The organism is Polaribacter sp. IC066 (assembly GCF_007997085.1).
GTDB lineage: Bacteria > Bacteroidota > Bacteroidia > Flavobacteriales > Flavobacteriaceae > Polaribacter.
Window position 1 is genome coordinate 86505 of the sequence record NZ_VORR01000008.1, and the last position, 15401, is coordinate 101905.

A 15401-nucleotide genomic window follows, 5' to 3' on the forward strand; every position below is an offset into this window, starting at 1 on the left:
TGTAAGGCTTTTTTATTTGCAGAAAATTATAGTTTTTGCTTCCTTTCTTCTCTAATAAACTTTATTATTTATCAGTAATGAGTAAAAATCTAATTTCCGTTTGATTAACAAAACTGTTTTTTTTAATTCCTCTATTCTAGGGTTAAAACTGAATTAACTTGTTCTTATCTTGTTCACGATACCATATTTTTTAGTTTTATATTTACTGATTGAACGCTTTTTTTGTTCTAAAGTATTTATGGAAAAACATTATATTGCTTTCAAAACTAAATTGATGATACAAACATTACTGGAATTTATGTACTTACAGACCAGACACTAGGTAGCTTTTTTTTTGGATTGAATTATTTAGAATCATAATACTTAAAATCAGTTGATTGATTTTTTATTTTCTGTTACGAACTTGATAAATAAAAATCATTATCAAATTGATTTGGCACGTCATGATCATAAGTTGTTAGGTTCAAATACATTTTACCATTTTAAGTGTTTTAAAATCACTCCCCCTTTTGGTGGATTTTTAATGGAAAATTAAGAGCGTTTTACATGCACTTATCTTTTTAATTCTTTTCCTTTTCCAACAGCTTCGGAAGCTCAACAAACCCCATATTAAACAAAGTAAATCCAAAAATATCTGCATATTGCTCAATTGTTTTTGCAATAGGTGTTCCTGCGCCATGACCTGCATTGGTTTCTATTCTTATTAAAACAGGATTTTCTCCTGATTGTTTTTCTTGCAACGCTGCGGCAAATTTAAAACTATGCGCTGGTACCACTCTATCATCATGATCTCCGGTAGTGATTAAAGTTGCTGGGTATTTTACTCCTTGTTTTATGGTATGCACAGGGCTGTATCCTTTTAAATAATCGAACATTTCTTTGCTATCATCGGCTGTGCCATAATCATGGGCCCATCCTGCGCCAGCAGTAAAAGTATGATAGCGCAGCATGTCTAAAACACCAACTGCAGGCAAAACAACTTTCATCAATTCAGGTCTTTGTGTCATGGTTGCGCCGACTAAAAGTCCGCCATTTGAGCCTCCACGAATTGCCAAATACGCTGAAGATGTATACTTATTTTCGATTAAATATTCTGCAGCAGCAATAAAGTCATCAAACACATTTTGCTTTTTTAGTTGCGTACCGGCATCGTGCCATTTTTTTCCATACTCGCCACCGCCTCTTAAATTGGGCACTGCGTAAATGCCTCCTTGTTCCATCCAAACTGCATTGGCGATGCTAAAACTAGGTGTTAAACTTACATTAAATCCGCCGTAACCATATAAAATAGTTGGGTTCTTGCTATTCAATTCAATTCCTTTTTTATGCGTAATCATCATTGGTATTTTCGTACCATCTTTTGAAGCGTAAAAAACTTGTTTGCTTTTATAGTTATCCGAATTAAAGTCTATTCTAGGTTGCCAGTAAACGCTATACGTTCCATCCGCAGGATTTAATTTATAAGAACAGCCCGGTGTGTTATAATTGGTAAAGGAAAAATAGATTTCTTTAGCCGCTTTTTTTCCACTAAAACCCTCGGCAGCACCTAGTCCTGGTAGCTCTATTTCTCGAATTTTATTTCCATTAAAATCATATTGTACAACTTTAGAAATAGCATTTACCATATAATTGGCAAATAAATAGCCAGCTCCTGTAGACGGACTTAAAACATGCTCTGTTTCTGGAATATAATCTACCCAATTTTTTGGACTTGGATTTGAAGCATCTACAGTCACAATTTTTTTGTTTGGGGCGTTTAAATTGGTGACTAAATAAATTTTACTTTCAATATTTTTAATAGGATAAGTGTCGCTTTCTGCGTGTTCTAAAATAGGTAGCAAAGAACTATTTGATTTAGAAAGATCTTTTAAAAACAGTTTATTTCCAGAAGTTGATATACTCGCTGTAATAAAAAGATAGTTGCCATCTTCAGATACAGAACCACCAACATAGCGATGCTTTTCTGAAGTATTCTTTCCAAAAACTACGATATCATCTTTTTGTGATGTTCCTAATGTATGATAATACAAGATGTGCTGATCTGTTTTTGCAGACAATTCACTTCCTTTAGGTTTGGGATAACTCGAATAATAGAAACCTTCGTTTTTGTACCAAGAAATGCCAGAGAATTTTATATCAATTAAAGCATCTTCTTTTATGGTTGTGGTTTCTACATCGATAATGATTACTTTTCTCCAATCAGAACCTCCTTCAGAAATTGAATAAGCAGCAGTATTACCGTCTTTAGAAAAACTTAAAGCACCGAGCGATGTACTGCCATCTTCAGAAAATGTATTTGGATTCAAAAAAATTTCTTCTTTACCTTTTTCGCCTTTTTTTCGATATACAATAGATTGATTTTGCAAACCGTTATTTTTTAAAAAATAAATATAAGCTCCTTCTAAATAAGGTGTACCAATTTTTTCATAATTCCATAAATCAGATAACCTATCTTTTAGCGCTTCTCTATAAGGTATTTTGCGCAAATAATTAAAAGTAACCTCGTTTTCTGCTTTTACCCAAGCTTCTGTTTCTTTACTCCTGTCGTCTTCTAGCCACCTATAATTATCGATCACAGTTGTTTTAAAAAATGTTTCTTTTACTGGTATTTTAGTAGTTTTAGGATATTTCAAAGTTCTATTTATTTTAAACTGTGGTCAAATTTAATACATTAATGGGGTGTTACGTTTCTTACAACAGATCATTTAACAATTTTATGGGTAAAACTCAATTTTGAAAATAGTGAAGCTATGAACTCTAAATTATAAGAAAAATTAATTCCACTTTGTATGTTAATTTTATTTCCGGGTCTGTTAGAATTTTGGGTTTAATTCGCATCTGTAAGGACATTCTTATTAAATCGACTAAATTTACAGCATTCAAAAACAATACAAAGATTTCTTTTTAGCTGCAAAAAACAGATTGATAAGAAAAACGAATTAAGAAAGTCTCAAGGAAAATGAGAAAAAACAAATTTATATGACAGAAAATTTAACAAAAGAAGCATTTTTAAAAAAAGTATTTAATTTTGAAGAAAATAAAGATTGGAAATTTGAGGGTGATAAACCGGTTTTAATCGATTTTTATGCAGATTGGTGCGGACCCTGTAAAGCATTAGCGCCAGTTTTAGAGCAACTTTCAGAAGAGTATGATGGCAAAATTGATGTGTATAAAATAGATACAGAAGCAGAACAAGAATTAGCGGCGGCTTTTGGTATTAGAAGTATTCCTTCTATGTTATTTTGCCCGGCAGAAGGACAACCACAAATGGCAAACGGAGCATTGCCAAAAGCAGAATTAGAGCGCATTATTGCAGATGTTTTAAAGGTAGAGAAGTAATTTACAATAAAATAAGTGCAATTATGTAAATATATAATTGCACTTATTTTACATTTTCTACTTTGTGAAATAAATTCAGAAATTCAGAAGAAGTATTAATCGATAGAATTCCCCGACGCTCTGCGTCTGTGGTCAAGAGGAAAGTTTGAAAACCTGAGTTTTCATCAAACTAAAAATAAGGTTTTTTTCCGCTTGATACCTCGATGGCTCTGCCTCGAGGTTGTTCATTTCTCTTATTATTTTTGTTTACCAGCATGAAAAAAAATCTTTGAGCACTCAATAAATTGTAGTAACTTTGTAATTACAAAATATAAGATTATGGAAACAGCAATTATAAAAATAGGAAATTCAAAAGGTTTACGTTTGAGCAAAACTATTTTAGAAAAATATAACATCAAAGATAAAGTCGAGATGATTTTAGAAAAAGGTCAAATAGTACTAAAACCGATCGATAGTCCGAGAAAAAATTGGGATAAAGCTTTTGAAAAGATGCGTGAAAATAACGACGATAGGTTATTATTTAATGATGTTTTTGAGGGCGAAAACTTTGAAGAATGGAATTAAAACAATATTCGATAGTACTAATTAACCTTGACCCGACTATTGGAAGTGAAATCAAGAAAACTCGTCCTTGTGTAATTGTTTCTCCGAATGAAATAAATAAGTTTTTAAACACAATAGTTGTTGCACCAATGACAACGAATTTAAAAAAATACCCGACAAGACTTCAAGTTGAGCATAATAATAAAAAAGGAATGATTGCAATTGACCAAATTCGGACAATTGACAAATCTCGAATTGTAAAAAAATTTGATAGACTATCGAAATCAGAAATACAAAAATGTAAAGATATTATCCGAGAAACATTCGTCGATTAAAGTTATAATTGGAGAACATTAAACAAGTACTAATGGCAAAACCATTTAAGAAGAATGACAACCCATTTTTCAAATCGTCTTTAATTTTCCTAAACATCAGACTTTCGTTATAATTTCTTCTATTTTTTTCAAACAAATCAGATAAAAATAACTTGGATTGTTTTAATAGTTCTTTCGCTATTAAATATAAAGTTATGAATAGATCGTTAATTGTTTTATTTCTATCTAAAAAAGTATGAATCGTTTCAAATTGATAATGTATCAAAGCTATTTTTATTAGTGAAACTCAATTTTGAAAAATAGCGAAGCTATGATTTCAAAATTGTAAGCTGAACTTACCTGTTGGGCAGGCAGGCCTGTCTCAGTATGGGTGGTCTTCCTTGCAATACCCCGACGTTCTGCGTCCAAATTATTAAAAGTATATTCCTTTTTGATACCTCGATAGGGCTGTTTCGAGGTTATACATTTGTAATCATATTTATCTGAAACTTAAGTTTTCGGGTTTTTTTATATTAAAAAAATAATACATAAGATTTAGATGCATCAAAAAATTATGTATATTTGATGTATAAGTTTTAAAGATAAATTTAGATTGTCAGTTCGAGTGGTTTTAAAATGAAGTGAAAACGAAATTTTAAAACGGTATCGAGAACAGAATGATTTTATATAACAAAACTTCTCGATACAATTTCGATTGAAAAAATCGAAATCACTCGAAGTGACATTGATCAAATAAATATTTAGAAAACTTAAGGCAACAGTAGTATATTTAAAATAATTACAACACTCCACATATATAACATGGGAAATCAAAAATTATACAAAGGTTCTTTACAAACCATCATTTTAAAATTATTAGCAAGTAATGATAAAATGTATGGGTACGAAATTACCCAAAAAGTAAAAGAGCTTACAAAAGGTGAATTACAAATTACAGAAGGTGCTTTGTACCCAGCATTGCACAAATTAGAAGCCGATGGTTTGTTAGATGTAGAGGTTGCAAAAGTTGGAAACCGTTTACGTAAATACTACAAGTTAACAGAAAACGGCACCAAAGAAACCGCTAGTAAATTAGCCGAAATGCAAGAGTTTTTAAAAACGATGCAACATTTGGTAAACCCCAAATTTAGTTTAGATTAAATTTTTAATGATGGAATTAACAACAACACAAATACAAAAAGTAGAAAAATATTTACAAATTAAAAACTTCGATTTTATAGATTTAAGAATTGAAATTTTAGATCATATTATTTCTGATATTGAAGGTTTGATGTTTAAAAATATATCTTTTGAAAACTCTTTTAAAATGACTACGTTAAAATGGGACAAACATTTTAAAGAAACTTCTAGTTTCTTTTTTGGAATGATGTATTCAGAATCTAAAATTGTCGTTAAAAAAGCAGTTAAAATGTTTAAGCCATTTTACTTTATCTATTTGGCAGCTTATATTTTACCAGTAGCTTTTTTAAAATTAGTTCCGTTGCAGTTTGATAAAAGCTTTGTTAATTTCATAAACGGATTTTTACTGACAATTGCTTTTTCAGCCATAATATATGTGTTATTTGTCATGATTAAAACAAAAATTGCTAAAGTAAAAACTACCTATTGGTTTATTTTAAAAACGCAATATTTTGGACTTATTTTATTAATTATGGGTATCGCAGTTGGGGTTTTTAATGAAAATGGCGAAATGAATCCTGTGTTTACTGGTTTTGTTTGCGGAGGTTTTGCAGTGGTTTTTATTTGTCATCATTTTTATAAAAAACATAACGAAGCAATTCAACAGTATAAAATTTCATAATTATGGAGTTATCAAAAGAAGAAATACAAAAAGTAGAACACTTTCTAAATGTAAAAGATATTGTTTATGTAGATATTCGTTTAGAGGTTTTAGATCATATTGTATCCGAAGTTGAAGAAAAAATGGATTCTCAAAATAAAAGTTTTCAAGAAGTTTTTGCATCGGTAAAACAAAAATGGAATTCGCAATTAAAAGAAACGTCAAGCTTACTTTTTGGAGTGGGTTTTTCCGCGCCAAAAATTGTGATTCAAAAAGCAAGAAAAGTATACTGGAAACATTATTTACTTTTATTGGCTTCATACTTTATTCCTTTCGTGCTATTCACTCATTATAATTTAAAAATTCAAAACCCTTCTAATTTTGATGTTTTTATAATCCTAAAAGGTATATTGATTGTAAGTTTTATTTCATTTTTTTATATGCTACTTGCTAAAAACAATAAAATTGAAACTACCTATAGTTTTATTCTAAAAGCGCAAAGTTTAAGTTTATTCATGGGTTTAATAGCCGTTCTAATAGTTTTTTCGGAGCTAAAAGAATTAAACGGAATTAATGTAGGTCTTTTCTGTGCTTTCATTTTCTCGACTGTTAATTATTTTCATTTTTACAAGAAACATAAAGTAGCAATTAAACAATATAAAATTTCATAAGCTATGGAGTTATCAAAAGAGCAACTTTTACAAATAGACAATTACGTTGTTGTCTGCGGCATAAAATATTATGATGTTAGAACAGAAATTGTAGATCACTTTGCTACTATTTTAGAAAAAAGGTTAGATGAAAATCCTGATTTAAGTTTTAAAACGGAAATTTTAAACATTCATAAAGATTTTAGTGATCGAGGTTTTAGTAAATTATTAGAGGAGAAAACGAAAGCTGTAAAAAAAAGATTTTACAAACAATCTTTGCAACATTTAACTACTTTTTTTAAACTTCCTAAAATAATTATTACTGGTATTTTTATTGTCTCATTATTTTTTGCCATGAATTATGTTGATGATAAAGATACGTTATTCGCTATTTTAGGTTTCGTTTTAATCTTTTTAGTATTTAGATTATTGTTTAATGTAAATATTAGAGACACAAAAAAAGAGTCTTTCTTGGTTTTAAATATGACAATGCATTTTTTTAATGTCTTTTATTTATTTGTGGCGACTTTTAACTTCTTTTCGGGCATAAGAGGTAGTGAGAGTTTGTTAAACGGAACGCATAATAGTATTCAATTAGGTGTTTTTGCGTTGTTATTATTATTTTACTGGTCTGGAGAATATGTGTACTATCAAAATAAAAAATTAGTAAAAGAACAATACTCAAACATACTTGTGTAATTATGGAACTCACCAAAGAGCAAATACAACACATAGACGATAGCTTTGTTAAAAACGGTATTAAATACTGGGATTTAAGGATAGAAATGATAGACCACATTGTTTCTGATTTAGAAAAAAATGCAGAGACGAATGATTTTGAAAAGGAATTTAAAAACTCATTAAAAAGAGTAGATTGGTTTGGTAATTTAAGGCATATAAATACAGCAGGTTGGCAGAACACAAATAAAAAATATAGAAAAGAATATCATAAAGGGTTTGTTAATTTTTTTAAACACCCAAAGAACCTTCTAGTTTTGCTGATTTTTGTAGGCTTTTCTTACGGGGCTTCAGAATACTTAACATTCAAATTATTTGAACGATTAAACTTTATTTTAGTAGCTATTTCTGTGGTTCCTTTCTTTTTTATAACCACCAAACAATGGTTTAAGAAATACGGTAAATCTGTAAATCTAGATTATGGAATCTTTTATTTTTCCCTTGCAATGTTGATGATAAATTTTCCTTTACAGCTTGTGAAAAACACATCCGAAGCAAATCAAAAAATACTATTGCTATGCATTATTCCCATTTATTTTATTGCAACATATTCTGGATACAAAGTGTATAACAAGGCAATGTTAAGGGTCGAAAAAATGAGAAAAGAATTATTGTCATAAAGAATTGTATGAATATGGAACTTACAAAAGAACAAGTACAATATATAGACCGCCGTTTAGAGAATGATGGCGTTATATATTGGGATGTTAGAATAGAACTATTAGATCATGTAGTTTCTGATATTGAAAAAAAATTAACGCTAAAAAGTTCTGAAAATGAGTTTGAAGAATTTGTGCAAGCATCTTTTGTTGCTATCGGTTGGAAAGAGAATTTTAACGGAGGTAATTTTGAGAGAATTTTAAAAGAAACTTTAAAAAACCTCGTAAAAAAGTACAGGAAACAACACAGAGAAACAGTACTTTCTTGTTTTAGAAATACAAGGTTTATGATAAAAGCGTTGTTATTAACGCTGTTATATTTTACACTTTCAAGCTTTACGAGTTCAAAACAATTTTTATTATTGAGTATTATATTATTTTGGAGTCCGATTTTGTTGGTGTTATATGAATCGTTAAAATTGTATGGAAAAAAAACAGGAAAATCTTTTAATAAAGAACAAGCATTCTCTTTTACAACAGTATCCTTTATGATGTTTCATGGTTTTTTGTATTTGATGCTTGATAGGTTTGGAGAATTTTCAATTCCAATTCAATATCACAAATCAATTCTTTTTATGATTATTCCGGTTCATTTATTCTTTTTTTACACAGCATATAAAAGTTATAAAAAGACGATTGTAGAAGTTGAAAGTGTCAGAAAGCAAATATTTGATTCGTAAATTGTATGAATATGGAACTTACAAAAGAACAAATACTACATATAGAAAATCGTCTTGAAAAAAACGGTATAAAATATTGGGATATTAAAATTGAAATTCTAGATCATATTGTCTCTGACATAGAAAAAAGACTTACTATTGGAGAACTTTATAAAAGTGCTTTAGAAAATTCATTTTATGCTTTGGGGTTTCATGGAGATTTAACAGGTTTAAATAAACGACGTTTATTAGGGATTAATAAAATTGTAAGAAAGCAGTATTTTACAAACATCAAAAGTCTCCTTACGAATTCTTTATCAGCAGTAACAATATTTTCTTTTATTGTTATTTATTATCTGTTCTTTTCCCTAGTATCGGTAACGGTTTTTAAAATAAGTGCGTTAATTTTATTGATTACACCAATTACTGTCGGAGCAATTTTACATTTTTCAGAATTTTTGAAAAAACGAAAATCGGGTTATTTAACTTACAGTAGTTTTTATATTTTCTTTGCATTTTTACTTTTAAATATGTTTATTCAGTTTGTAAAACCAGGCGGAATTATACCAGTATCTAAAGAGGTACAATTATGGGTTTGGTTTTTAGTTACTGCTGCAAATAGTGTTTTTTCTTATGCAGGTATTCAAGTTTATTTAAAAACGAAACGAAAAATTAAGAATTCTGCATTTAAACTAAAAAATTTATGAGGCTAACTCAAAATCACATAGAACAACTTTTTAAATTTACAAGAAAACATTACGTATATCATTATGATGTTCAAAGTGAACTTGTAGATCATTTAGCCAATGATATTGAAGACATTTGGGTAGAGAAGCCACTTTTATCATTTGAAGAAGCAAGAGATGCATCATTCAAGAAATTTGGTATTTTTGGTTTTATGGATGTTATTGAAGCCAAACAAAAACAGATGAATAAACGTTACAGCAAAATCTTATGGCGTTTTTTTAAAGAGTGGTTTACAGTTCCTAAATTGGTCACTACAATTACTATCTTTTTGGCTCTTTTCTTTATTTTAAAAATTCAATATGTTGAATATGTATTGCTAGGAGCTCTTTTTATTTTGTTTGTTGTTGATTTAATCAAACAATCGAAAGCTAAAAAACTACAGAAAGAAAAAGAAGTTAAAAAGGATAAAATATTTCTTTTAGAGGCTATGATTGGCGACACAAGACAGGGCTTTTCTGGTTTAGCACTCATTAATATATTTAATTCTATAAACTTTGTAAAAGTCCCTTTTAGTTCTCTAGAAAACCATTGGTTATTACTTATTTCATTTTCTGCAACTTTGCTACTTATTTTGTTTTACGTAACGGCTTATTTAATTCCTGAAAAAGCAGAAGAATTATTGCAAGAAAGCTACCCAGAATATAAAATTGTTAAAAATTTGTAACAAAATCTACCAATCAACTACTTATATAGCAACTAATCTACCAAACCTATGATTACAAATTTTTTAAATTTAGAATGGAAACAATATTTTAGATCTGCAAATTGGCAGAAAAGTGTTTTTCTAAATATTTTTTTAGTGCTCTTTGGGCTGTATTTTGCTGTTTGTTTTCTATTAATTGGTATCGGAGGATATTTTATTTTAAAGGAACAATTTCCCGAGCAAGATCCATTAGTTTTGGCAAACTCATTTTTATTATACGCTATTTTGGGCGATTTAATTTTTAGATATCTCATGCAGAAATTACCTGTTATGAATATAAAACCTTTGCTAACTTTATCGATCAAAAAAAGCAAAATCGTTCATTTTATATTGATAAAATCTTCTTTCTCATTTTTTAATATCATGGGGCTGTTTTTTTATATTCCTTTTGCAGTCGTTTTAATGGTAGAAGGTTATGAGGTTTCAGGAGTTTTGGGTTGGTTATTCACCATGATTTTTTTAATACAATCTGCAAATTTTCTGAATTTTTTAATCAATAAAAATACGATTGCTTTCGGAACTTTAATTGCCATTCTTTTAGGAGGTTATTTAGTACAATATTTTGAGTTTTTCGATTTACCCGGTTTTATTGGCACAGGATTCGATTTTGTGTATCAAAACCCAACAACAGTGGTCGTTTTTGCAGGTTTTTTAGCGATTCTATATATCGTTAATTATAAACAGTTGCGCAACGAGGTGTATTTAGATGCGCTGATATCAGAAAAAACAAAAGAGGTAACTGCTTCAGACTTATCGTTCACAGAGAAATTAGGTGATTTAGCACCGTTTATAAAAAACGATTTACGTTTAATGTGGCGAAATAAACGAACTAAATCAGGTATTTGGATGTTGGCTCTTGGTTTGGGATATGGTTTAATTTTTTACACAAACCCGATGTATGCAGAAATCGATGTCCTGATGGTTTTAGTTGGAATTTTTTCTACAGGAACTTTTCTAATCAATTTTGGTCAGTTTATTCCGGCCTGGGACAGTAGTTATTATAAAATGTTGATGAGTCAGAATTTTAAATACGAACGGTATTTAAAGTCAAAATTTACAATCATGTCTATTAGTGTTGTGTTGCTTTTCCTTCTAGGAATTCCGTATGTATACTTCGGATGGGAAATTTTAGCAGTTCATTTTGCTGCGATGATTTATAATATTGGTGTAAACACACATGTAATTTTATATGGAGGAACTTTTAATAGAAAAAAAATAAATTTAGATGAAAAAGCCGCTTTTAACTTTCAAGGAACAGGAGCCGTGCAGTGGTTAATTGGTTTTCCTTTAATGTTTTTACCAATGGGAATTTTTGGGTTGATCAACTGGTTAGTAAGTTTTGAAATCGCAACAATAACGATCGCTGTTTTAGGCTTTATTGGTGTTGCGCTGCATAAAAAATTAATGGCATCGATCACAAAAAAATATATTAAAAATAAGTACGTAATGATTCACGCATTTAATCAAGAAAACTAAAAAATAATGATACAAACTACGCAACTTTCAAAAAAATACGGAAAAGCAGAAGTATTACATATAGCATCGTTAGAAATCCCTACAGGTCAAAGTTTTGGATTGGTTGGTAATAACGGAGCAGGAAAAACAACCTACTTTAATATTTTACTAGATTTAATAAGACCCACTACAGGCGCAATTGTAAATCACGATATTCAGGTAAATGAAAGTGAAGAATGGAAATCTTTCACCGGTTCTTTTATTGATGAATCTTTTTTAATTGGCTATTTAACGCCAGAAGAATATTTCGAGTTTATTGGCGATTTAAGAGGCATGAACAAGGCAGATGTTAAAAATTTTTTAAGTCAGTTTGATGAGTTTTTTAATGGAGAAATTATTGGTAAGAAAAAATATTTAAGAGATTTAAGTAAAGGAAATCAGAAAAAAGCAGGAATTGTTGCCGCAATGATGGGCAATCCTCAAGTAGTTATTCTAGATGAACCTTTTGCAAACCTAGATCCTACAACCCAAATAAGATTAAAAACAATCATTAAAGAACTTACAGAGAACAGAAAAGTTACGGTGTTAATTTCGAGTCACGATTTAACGCATGTTACAGAAGTTTGCGAGCGAATTGTGGTTCTAGATAATGGAAATGTTGTAAAAGATATTGTAACATCTGCAGAAACTTTAAAAGAATTAGAAAGTTATTTTGCGGTATAATTATTGATTTTAATCTGATATAAAAAAATTATATGAAAAAGAACTGCTATGTATTACTTGTTTTATTATTTACATGTAGCTTAATTCAAGCGCAAGAGAACGATAAAGAAGAGAAAAATGAAAAAGAGAAAAAATCTAAATTTCAGCTTATTGGGACAGGAAATATTGGTTTTGCCATTGTTAAAAGTAATCATGAACCTACCTATAATTTGAATAGTAATGGTGGTGAAATTCTTTTAAATTATAAATTCTCTGACAAAAATGGAGTAGCTATTGGTTTTGGACACACAGAATTAACTGGAAACGGATTTAATACAGTTGGTGATTTTTATCACCAACGCTCATTTATAAAGATTCCATTACTGTATACAATGGAATATCAAATAGCAGAAAAAATTAAATACTTATCAAATTTTGGTCTTTACGCACAAACAATTGTTAGAGACGAATATCAATTTTTAAATAATACTCAAAATAATATTTATGGCGGTTGGAATTTCGGGTTAGAGGCTTCAATAGGCATTGTTTTTGAAGTTTCAGAAAAATTTAGCGCAGGTATAAATTTTAGCGGACAATTTGACTTTACAAAACTAAAAACAAATAAGAATCAAATAATAAACGATCAACAAAGAATTGAAAATCAAAATTCTCTTGGTTTGCTTTTATTGTTTGAATTGTAATTCATAAAATCAAAAATCTAATTTTAAACTCAAAAGAAAGCTTATCGCGAACTTTCTTTTTTTTATTACTATTTTTACGCTCTTATGTATACTATTTTCAAAAGAAATTAGTTGTGAACATAAGAGCATTTAGTTTTTAAAGAACCACTATTTAATTTAGATATATGCGTGTGAAAAACACTCAAAGAATATTTTTAATCCTTATTTTTTTTGGCACCATTTTTTCGTGTAGCACAAAAAAAGATACTGTAATCAGTAGAAATTTTCATGCACTTACCACAAAATTCAACGTTTTATTTAATGGTAAAGAAGCCTTTCAGCAAGGAATAGAAGAGATAAATAATAATTATAAAGACGATTGGTTTGGGCGTTTGCCCATAGAACCGATAGAATTTGAAGAAGACAAAATAATAGTACCAACTTTTAATAACGGTCCAGGAGCAGGCTTTGGTGGCGGAAATGAGAGTGAGGAAAAAAAAGAATTAACGACGTTTGAAAGAGCAGAAGAAAAAGCGGTAAAAGCGATTCAGAAGCATGGAATGAACATTAACGGCGAAGAGCGCAACAGGCAAATAGATGATGCTTATTTTTTATTAGGCAAATCGCGGTACTATTCGCAACGATTTGTACCCGCTGTAGAAGCGTTTAATTATGTAATTGCCAAGTATCCAGACGCAAGCTTAATTGCAGAAACTAAAATTTGGAGAGCCAAAACCAATATTAGAATGGATAATGAAGAAATGGCCATCGAAACCATGAAACTTCTATTGGTTGTTAAAGATACTTTAGAAGCAGATTTACCCGACGAAATTAAAGAACTTGGGCATACAGCTTTGGCCATGGCGTATGTGAAAAGCGATAGTTTACAGATGGTAAAAAAACATTTACAACTAGCCACAAGAACTTTAAAAAATAGAGCGCAATCTGCACGTAATTTATTTATTTTGGGTCAGATTTATAGCAACGAGGACAAAAAAGATTCTGCAAATCAGGTTTACAAGAGATTAATCAATTTTAAAAAAGCACCTTATAAATATAGAATTCACGCAAATATAGAATTGGCAAGAAATTCTACCAACGATTCTTCTTCAGTTGCTGTATTAGAAAGTTTGCAAAAGTTGATAAAGAATAGAGATAACAGACCGTATTTAGACGAATTATATTATCAAACAGGGGTTTTACATCAAGCGAATGACAGTACTCAATTGGCTAAAGTATACTATAATAATTCTTTAAGAGCCAAAGACGGTGGCGATAAGCAGAAAACATTTACCTATGAAAAATTAGGCAATTTGTATTTTAAAGAGTCAGAATATCAAAGCGCAAGTGCATATTATGATAGTGTTTTGCAGGTTTCTATAGACAGTTCAGATCTTCGAATACGAAGAATTAAAAGAAAATATAAAAATTTAGCTTCTTTAATTAAATTTGAAGAGGTAGTTGCTACCAATGATAGTATTGTTAAAATTGCAGAACTATCAAAAGAAGATCAAAAACTTTATTTTGAAGAGTATATCATAAAATTAAAAAAGGCAGATGAAGATGCGGCGCAGTTAAGATTAAATCAAATGGCTTTTGGTAATATGGGCGGCGGTTTAAAATCTGCGGATAAAGGAAAATGGTATTTTTATAACAATCAATCTTTAAGTTACGGAAAAACAGCATTTCAAAAAAATTGGGGGTCAAGAAAACTAGAAGATGATTGGAGATGGGCAGACAAAGCAACGATTGGTAGTGCAATAAAAGATTCAGCCCAAGTAACCAAAGTAAATGTAAAGTACGATTTAGATGCTTATTTAAGTTTAATTCCGACAGCAAAAGAAGCTATTGATACTTTAAAAATCAATCGAAATCAGGCCTTATACGAATTAGGCTTAATTTATAAAGAGCAATTCAAAAATCAAAAATTAGCAAAAGAAAGACTAGAACGGGTGGCTTCTTTAAAACCAGAGAAACCGTTAATTTTACCAATCAATTGGCATTTGTATCAAATTTATACCGCTTTAGGCAATGCTGTAGAAGCAGAAAAGTATAAGAATGTGATTCTTACAGACTATCCGAAGACAAAATTTGCGCAAATAATTCTAAACCCAAATACAGCATTTGAAGAAGAAATTGCAGTAAATGAAGTGGAAGAAGTTTATAAAGAAATGTATTACGATTACAAAGATTTTAAGTTTGAAGAAGTAATTACAAAAATTAATGATTTTGTGATAACGATTCCTAGTTCTGATTTAATTCCTAAGTTCGAGCTTTTAAAAGCTTTTGCAATTGGTAAGTTTAAAGATAAAGAAGCATATAAAATTGCTTTAGAATTTGTTGCTGTTAGTTACGGTAATACAGACGAAGGTAAAAAAGCAAAAGCAATTATAGCGCAATTAAACAAGTAA

Annotated in this window: 16 protein-coding genes; 15 read left to right on the plus strand and 1 reads right to left on the minus strand. The window is 29.8% G+C overall.

Annotation, left to right across the window (positions count from 1 at the left end; translation table 11 throughout):
- Positions 1 to 560: 560 nt before the first annotated feature.
- A complete protein-coding gene (locus ES044_RS04265; RefSeq protein WP_223813540.1) occupies positions 561 to 2633 on the minus strand; it encodes a prolyl oligopeptidase family serine peptidase in 2073 nt (690 codons plus the stop codon).
- 346 nt (positions 2634 to 2979) lie between these two features.
- On the opposite strand from ES044_RS04265, the gene trxA reads away from it, so the two are divergent.
- From trxA to ES044_RS04345, 15 genes are all read left to right on the plus strand, one after another.
- Complete coding sequence (gene trxA, locus ES044_RS04270) at positions 2980 to 3339, plus strand: thioredoxin (protein ID WP_147186911.1); 360 nt, start codon at positions 2980 to 2982, stop codon at positions 3337 to 3339.
- Between the two features lie 318 nt (positions 3340 to 3657).
- Positions 3658 to 3903 (plus strand): AbrB/MazE/SpoVT family DNA-binding domain-containing protein, encoded by a 246-nt coding sequence (locus tag ES044_RS04275; protein ID WP_147120263.1) that lies wholly within the window; start codon positions 3658 to 3660, stop codon positions 3901 to 3903.
- Positions 3894 to 4217: a type II toxin-antitoxin system PemK/MazF family toxin gene (locus ES044_RS04280; protein ID WP_147120262.1), complete on the plus strand. Its 324-nt coding sequence runs from the start codon at positions 3894 to 3896 to the stop codon at positions 4215 to 4217. Before ES044_RS04275 ends, ES044_RS04280 begins: the two co-directional genes overlap by 10 nt.
- An 801-nt stretch (positions 4218 to 5018) precedes the next feature.
- Positions 5019 to 5357, plus strand: a complete 339-nt coding sequence (locus ES044_RS04290) for a PadR family transcriptional regulator (RefSeq protein WP_018943968.1) — start codon at positions 5019 to 5021, stop codon at positions 5355 to 5357.
- A 10-nt stretch (positions 5358 to 5367) separates the two neighbouring features.
- Positions 5368 to 6018, plus strand: coding sequence for a hypothetical protein (locus ES044_RS04295; RefSeq protein WP_147120261.1), 651 nt, complete (start codon positions 5368 to 5370; stop codon positions 6016 to 6018).
- A gap of 2 nt (positions 6019 to 6020) precedes the next feature.
- A complete protein-coding gene (locus ES044_RS04300) occupies positions 6021 to 6668 on the plus strand; it encodes a hypothetical protein (protein WP_147120260.1) in 648 nt (215 codons plus the stop codon).
- 3 nt (positions 6669 to 6671) lie between these two features.
- Positions 6672 to 7346: a hypothetical protein gene (locus ES044_RS04305; protein ID WP_147120259.1), complete on the plus strand. Its 675-nt coding sequence runs from the start codon at positions 6672 to 6674 to the stop codon at positions 7344 to 7346.
- A 2-nt stretch (positions 7347 to 7348) separates the two neighbouring features.
- A complete protein-coding gene (locus ES044_RS04310; RefSeq protein ID WP_147120258.1) occupies positions 7349 to 8005 on the plus strand; it encodes a hypothetical protein in 657 nt (218 codons plus the stop codon).
- 14 nt (positions 8006 to 8019) lie between these two features.
- A complete protein-coding gene (locus ES044_RS04315; RefSeq protein ID WP_147120257.1) occupies positions 8020 to 8724 on the plus strand; it encodes a hypothetical protein in 705 nt (234 codons plus the stop codon).
- Between the two features lie 11 nt (positions 8725 to 8735).
- A complete protein-coding gene (locus ES044_RS04320; RefSeq protein ID WP_147120256.1) occupies positions 8736 to 9410 on the plus strand; it encodes a hypothetical protein in 675 nt (224 codons plus the stop codon).
- On the plus strand, positions 9407 to 10114 hold the full coding sequence (locus ES044_RS04325; RefSeq protein WP_147120255.1) for a hypothetical protein: 708 nt from the start codon (positions 9407 to 9409) through the stop codon (positions 10112 to 10114). Before ES044_RS04320 ends, ES044_RS04325 begins: the two co-directional genes overlap by 4 nt.
- Positions 10115 to 10162: 48 nt before the next feature.
- Positions 10163 to 11629 (plus strand): DUF5687 family protein, encoded by a 1467-nt coding sequence (locus tag ES044_RS04330; RefSeq protein ID WP_147120254.1) that lies wholly within the window; start codon positions 10163 to 10165, stop codon positions 11627 to 11629.
- Positions 11630 to 11635: 6 nt separating this feature from the next.
- Positions 11636 to 12331 (plus strand): ABC transporter ATP-binding protein, encoded by a 696-nt coding sequence (locus tag ES044_RS04335; protein ID WP_147120253.1) that lies wholly within the window; start codon positions 11636 to 11638, stop codon positions 12329 to 12331.
- A 32-nt stretch (positions 12332 to 12363) separates the two neighbouring features.
- Complete coding sequence (locus ES044_RS04340; RefSeq protein ID WP_223269238.1) at positions 12364 to 13011, plus strand: hypothetical protein; 648 nt, start codon at positions 12364 to 12366, stop codon at positions 13009 to 13011.
- 164 nt (positions 13012 to 13175) lie between these two features.
- On the plus strand, positions 13176 to 15401 hold the full coding sequence (locus ES044_RS04345) for a tetratricopeptide repeat protein (protein WP_189663315.1): 2226 nt from the start codon (positions 13176 to 13178) through the stop codon (positions 15399 to 15401).

Coding starts and splice junctions, on each gene's coding strand:
- ES044_RS04330 (WP_147120254.1), top strand. CDS start 10,163: ATGATTACAAATTTTTTAAATTTAGAATGGAAACAATATTTTAGATCT.
- ES044_RS04325 (WP_147120255.1), top strand. CDS start 9,407: ATGAGGCTAACTCAAAATCACATAGAACAACTTTTTAAATTTACAAGA.
- ES044_RS04315 (WP_147120257.1), top strand. CDS start 8,020: ATGGAACTTACAAAAGAACAAGTACAATATATAGACCGCCGTTTAGAG.
- ES044_RS04320 (WP_147120256.1), top strand. CDS start 8,736: ATGGAACTTACAAAAGAACAAATACTACATATAGAAAATCGTCTTGAA.
- ES044_RS04300 (WP_147120260.1), top strand. CDS start 6,021: ATGGAGTTATCAAAAGAAGAAATACAAAAAGTAGAACACTTTCTAAAT.
- ES044_RS04345 (WP_189663315.1), top strand. CDS start 13,176: ATGCGTGTGAAAAACACTCAAAGAATATTTTTAATCCTTATTTTTTTT.
- ES044_RS04340 (WP_223269238.1), top strand. CDS start 12,364: ATGAAAAAGAACTGCTATGTATTACTTGTTTTATTATTTACATGTAGC.
- ES044_RS04335 (WP_147120253.1), top strand. CDS start 11,636: ATGATACAAACTACGCAACTTTCAAAAAAATACGGAAAAGCAGAAGTA.
- ES044_RS04275 (WP_147120263.1), top strand. CDS start 3,658: ATGGAAACAGCAATTATAAAAATAGGAAATTCAAAAGGTTTACGTTTG.
- ES044_RS04280 (WP_147120262.1), top strand. CDS start 3,894: ATGGAATTAAAACAATATTCGATAGTACTAATTAACCTTGACCCGACT.
- ES044_RS04295 (WP_147120261.1), top strand. CDS start 5,368: ATGGAATTAACAACAACACAAATACAAAAAGTAGAAAAATATTTACAA.
- trxA (WP_147186911.1), top strand. CDS start 2,980: ATGACAGAAAATTTAACAAAAGAAGCATTTTTAAAAAAAGTATTTAAT.
- ES044_RS04310 (WP_147120258.1), top strand. CDS start 7,349: ATGGAACTCACCAAAGAGCAAATACAACACATAGACGATAGCTTTGTT.
- ES044_RS04305 (WP_147120259.1), top strand. CDS start 6,672: ATGGAGTTATCAAAAGAGCAACTTTTACAAATAGACAATTACGTTGTT.
- ES044_RS04290 (WP_018943968.1), top strand. CDS start 5,019: ATGGGAAATCAAAAATTATACAAAGGTTCTTTACAAACCATCATTTTA.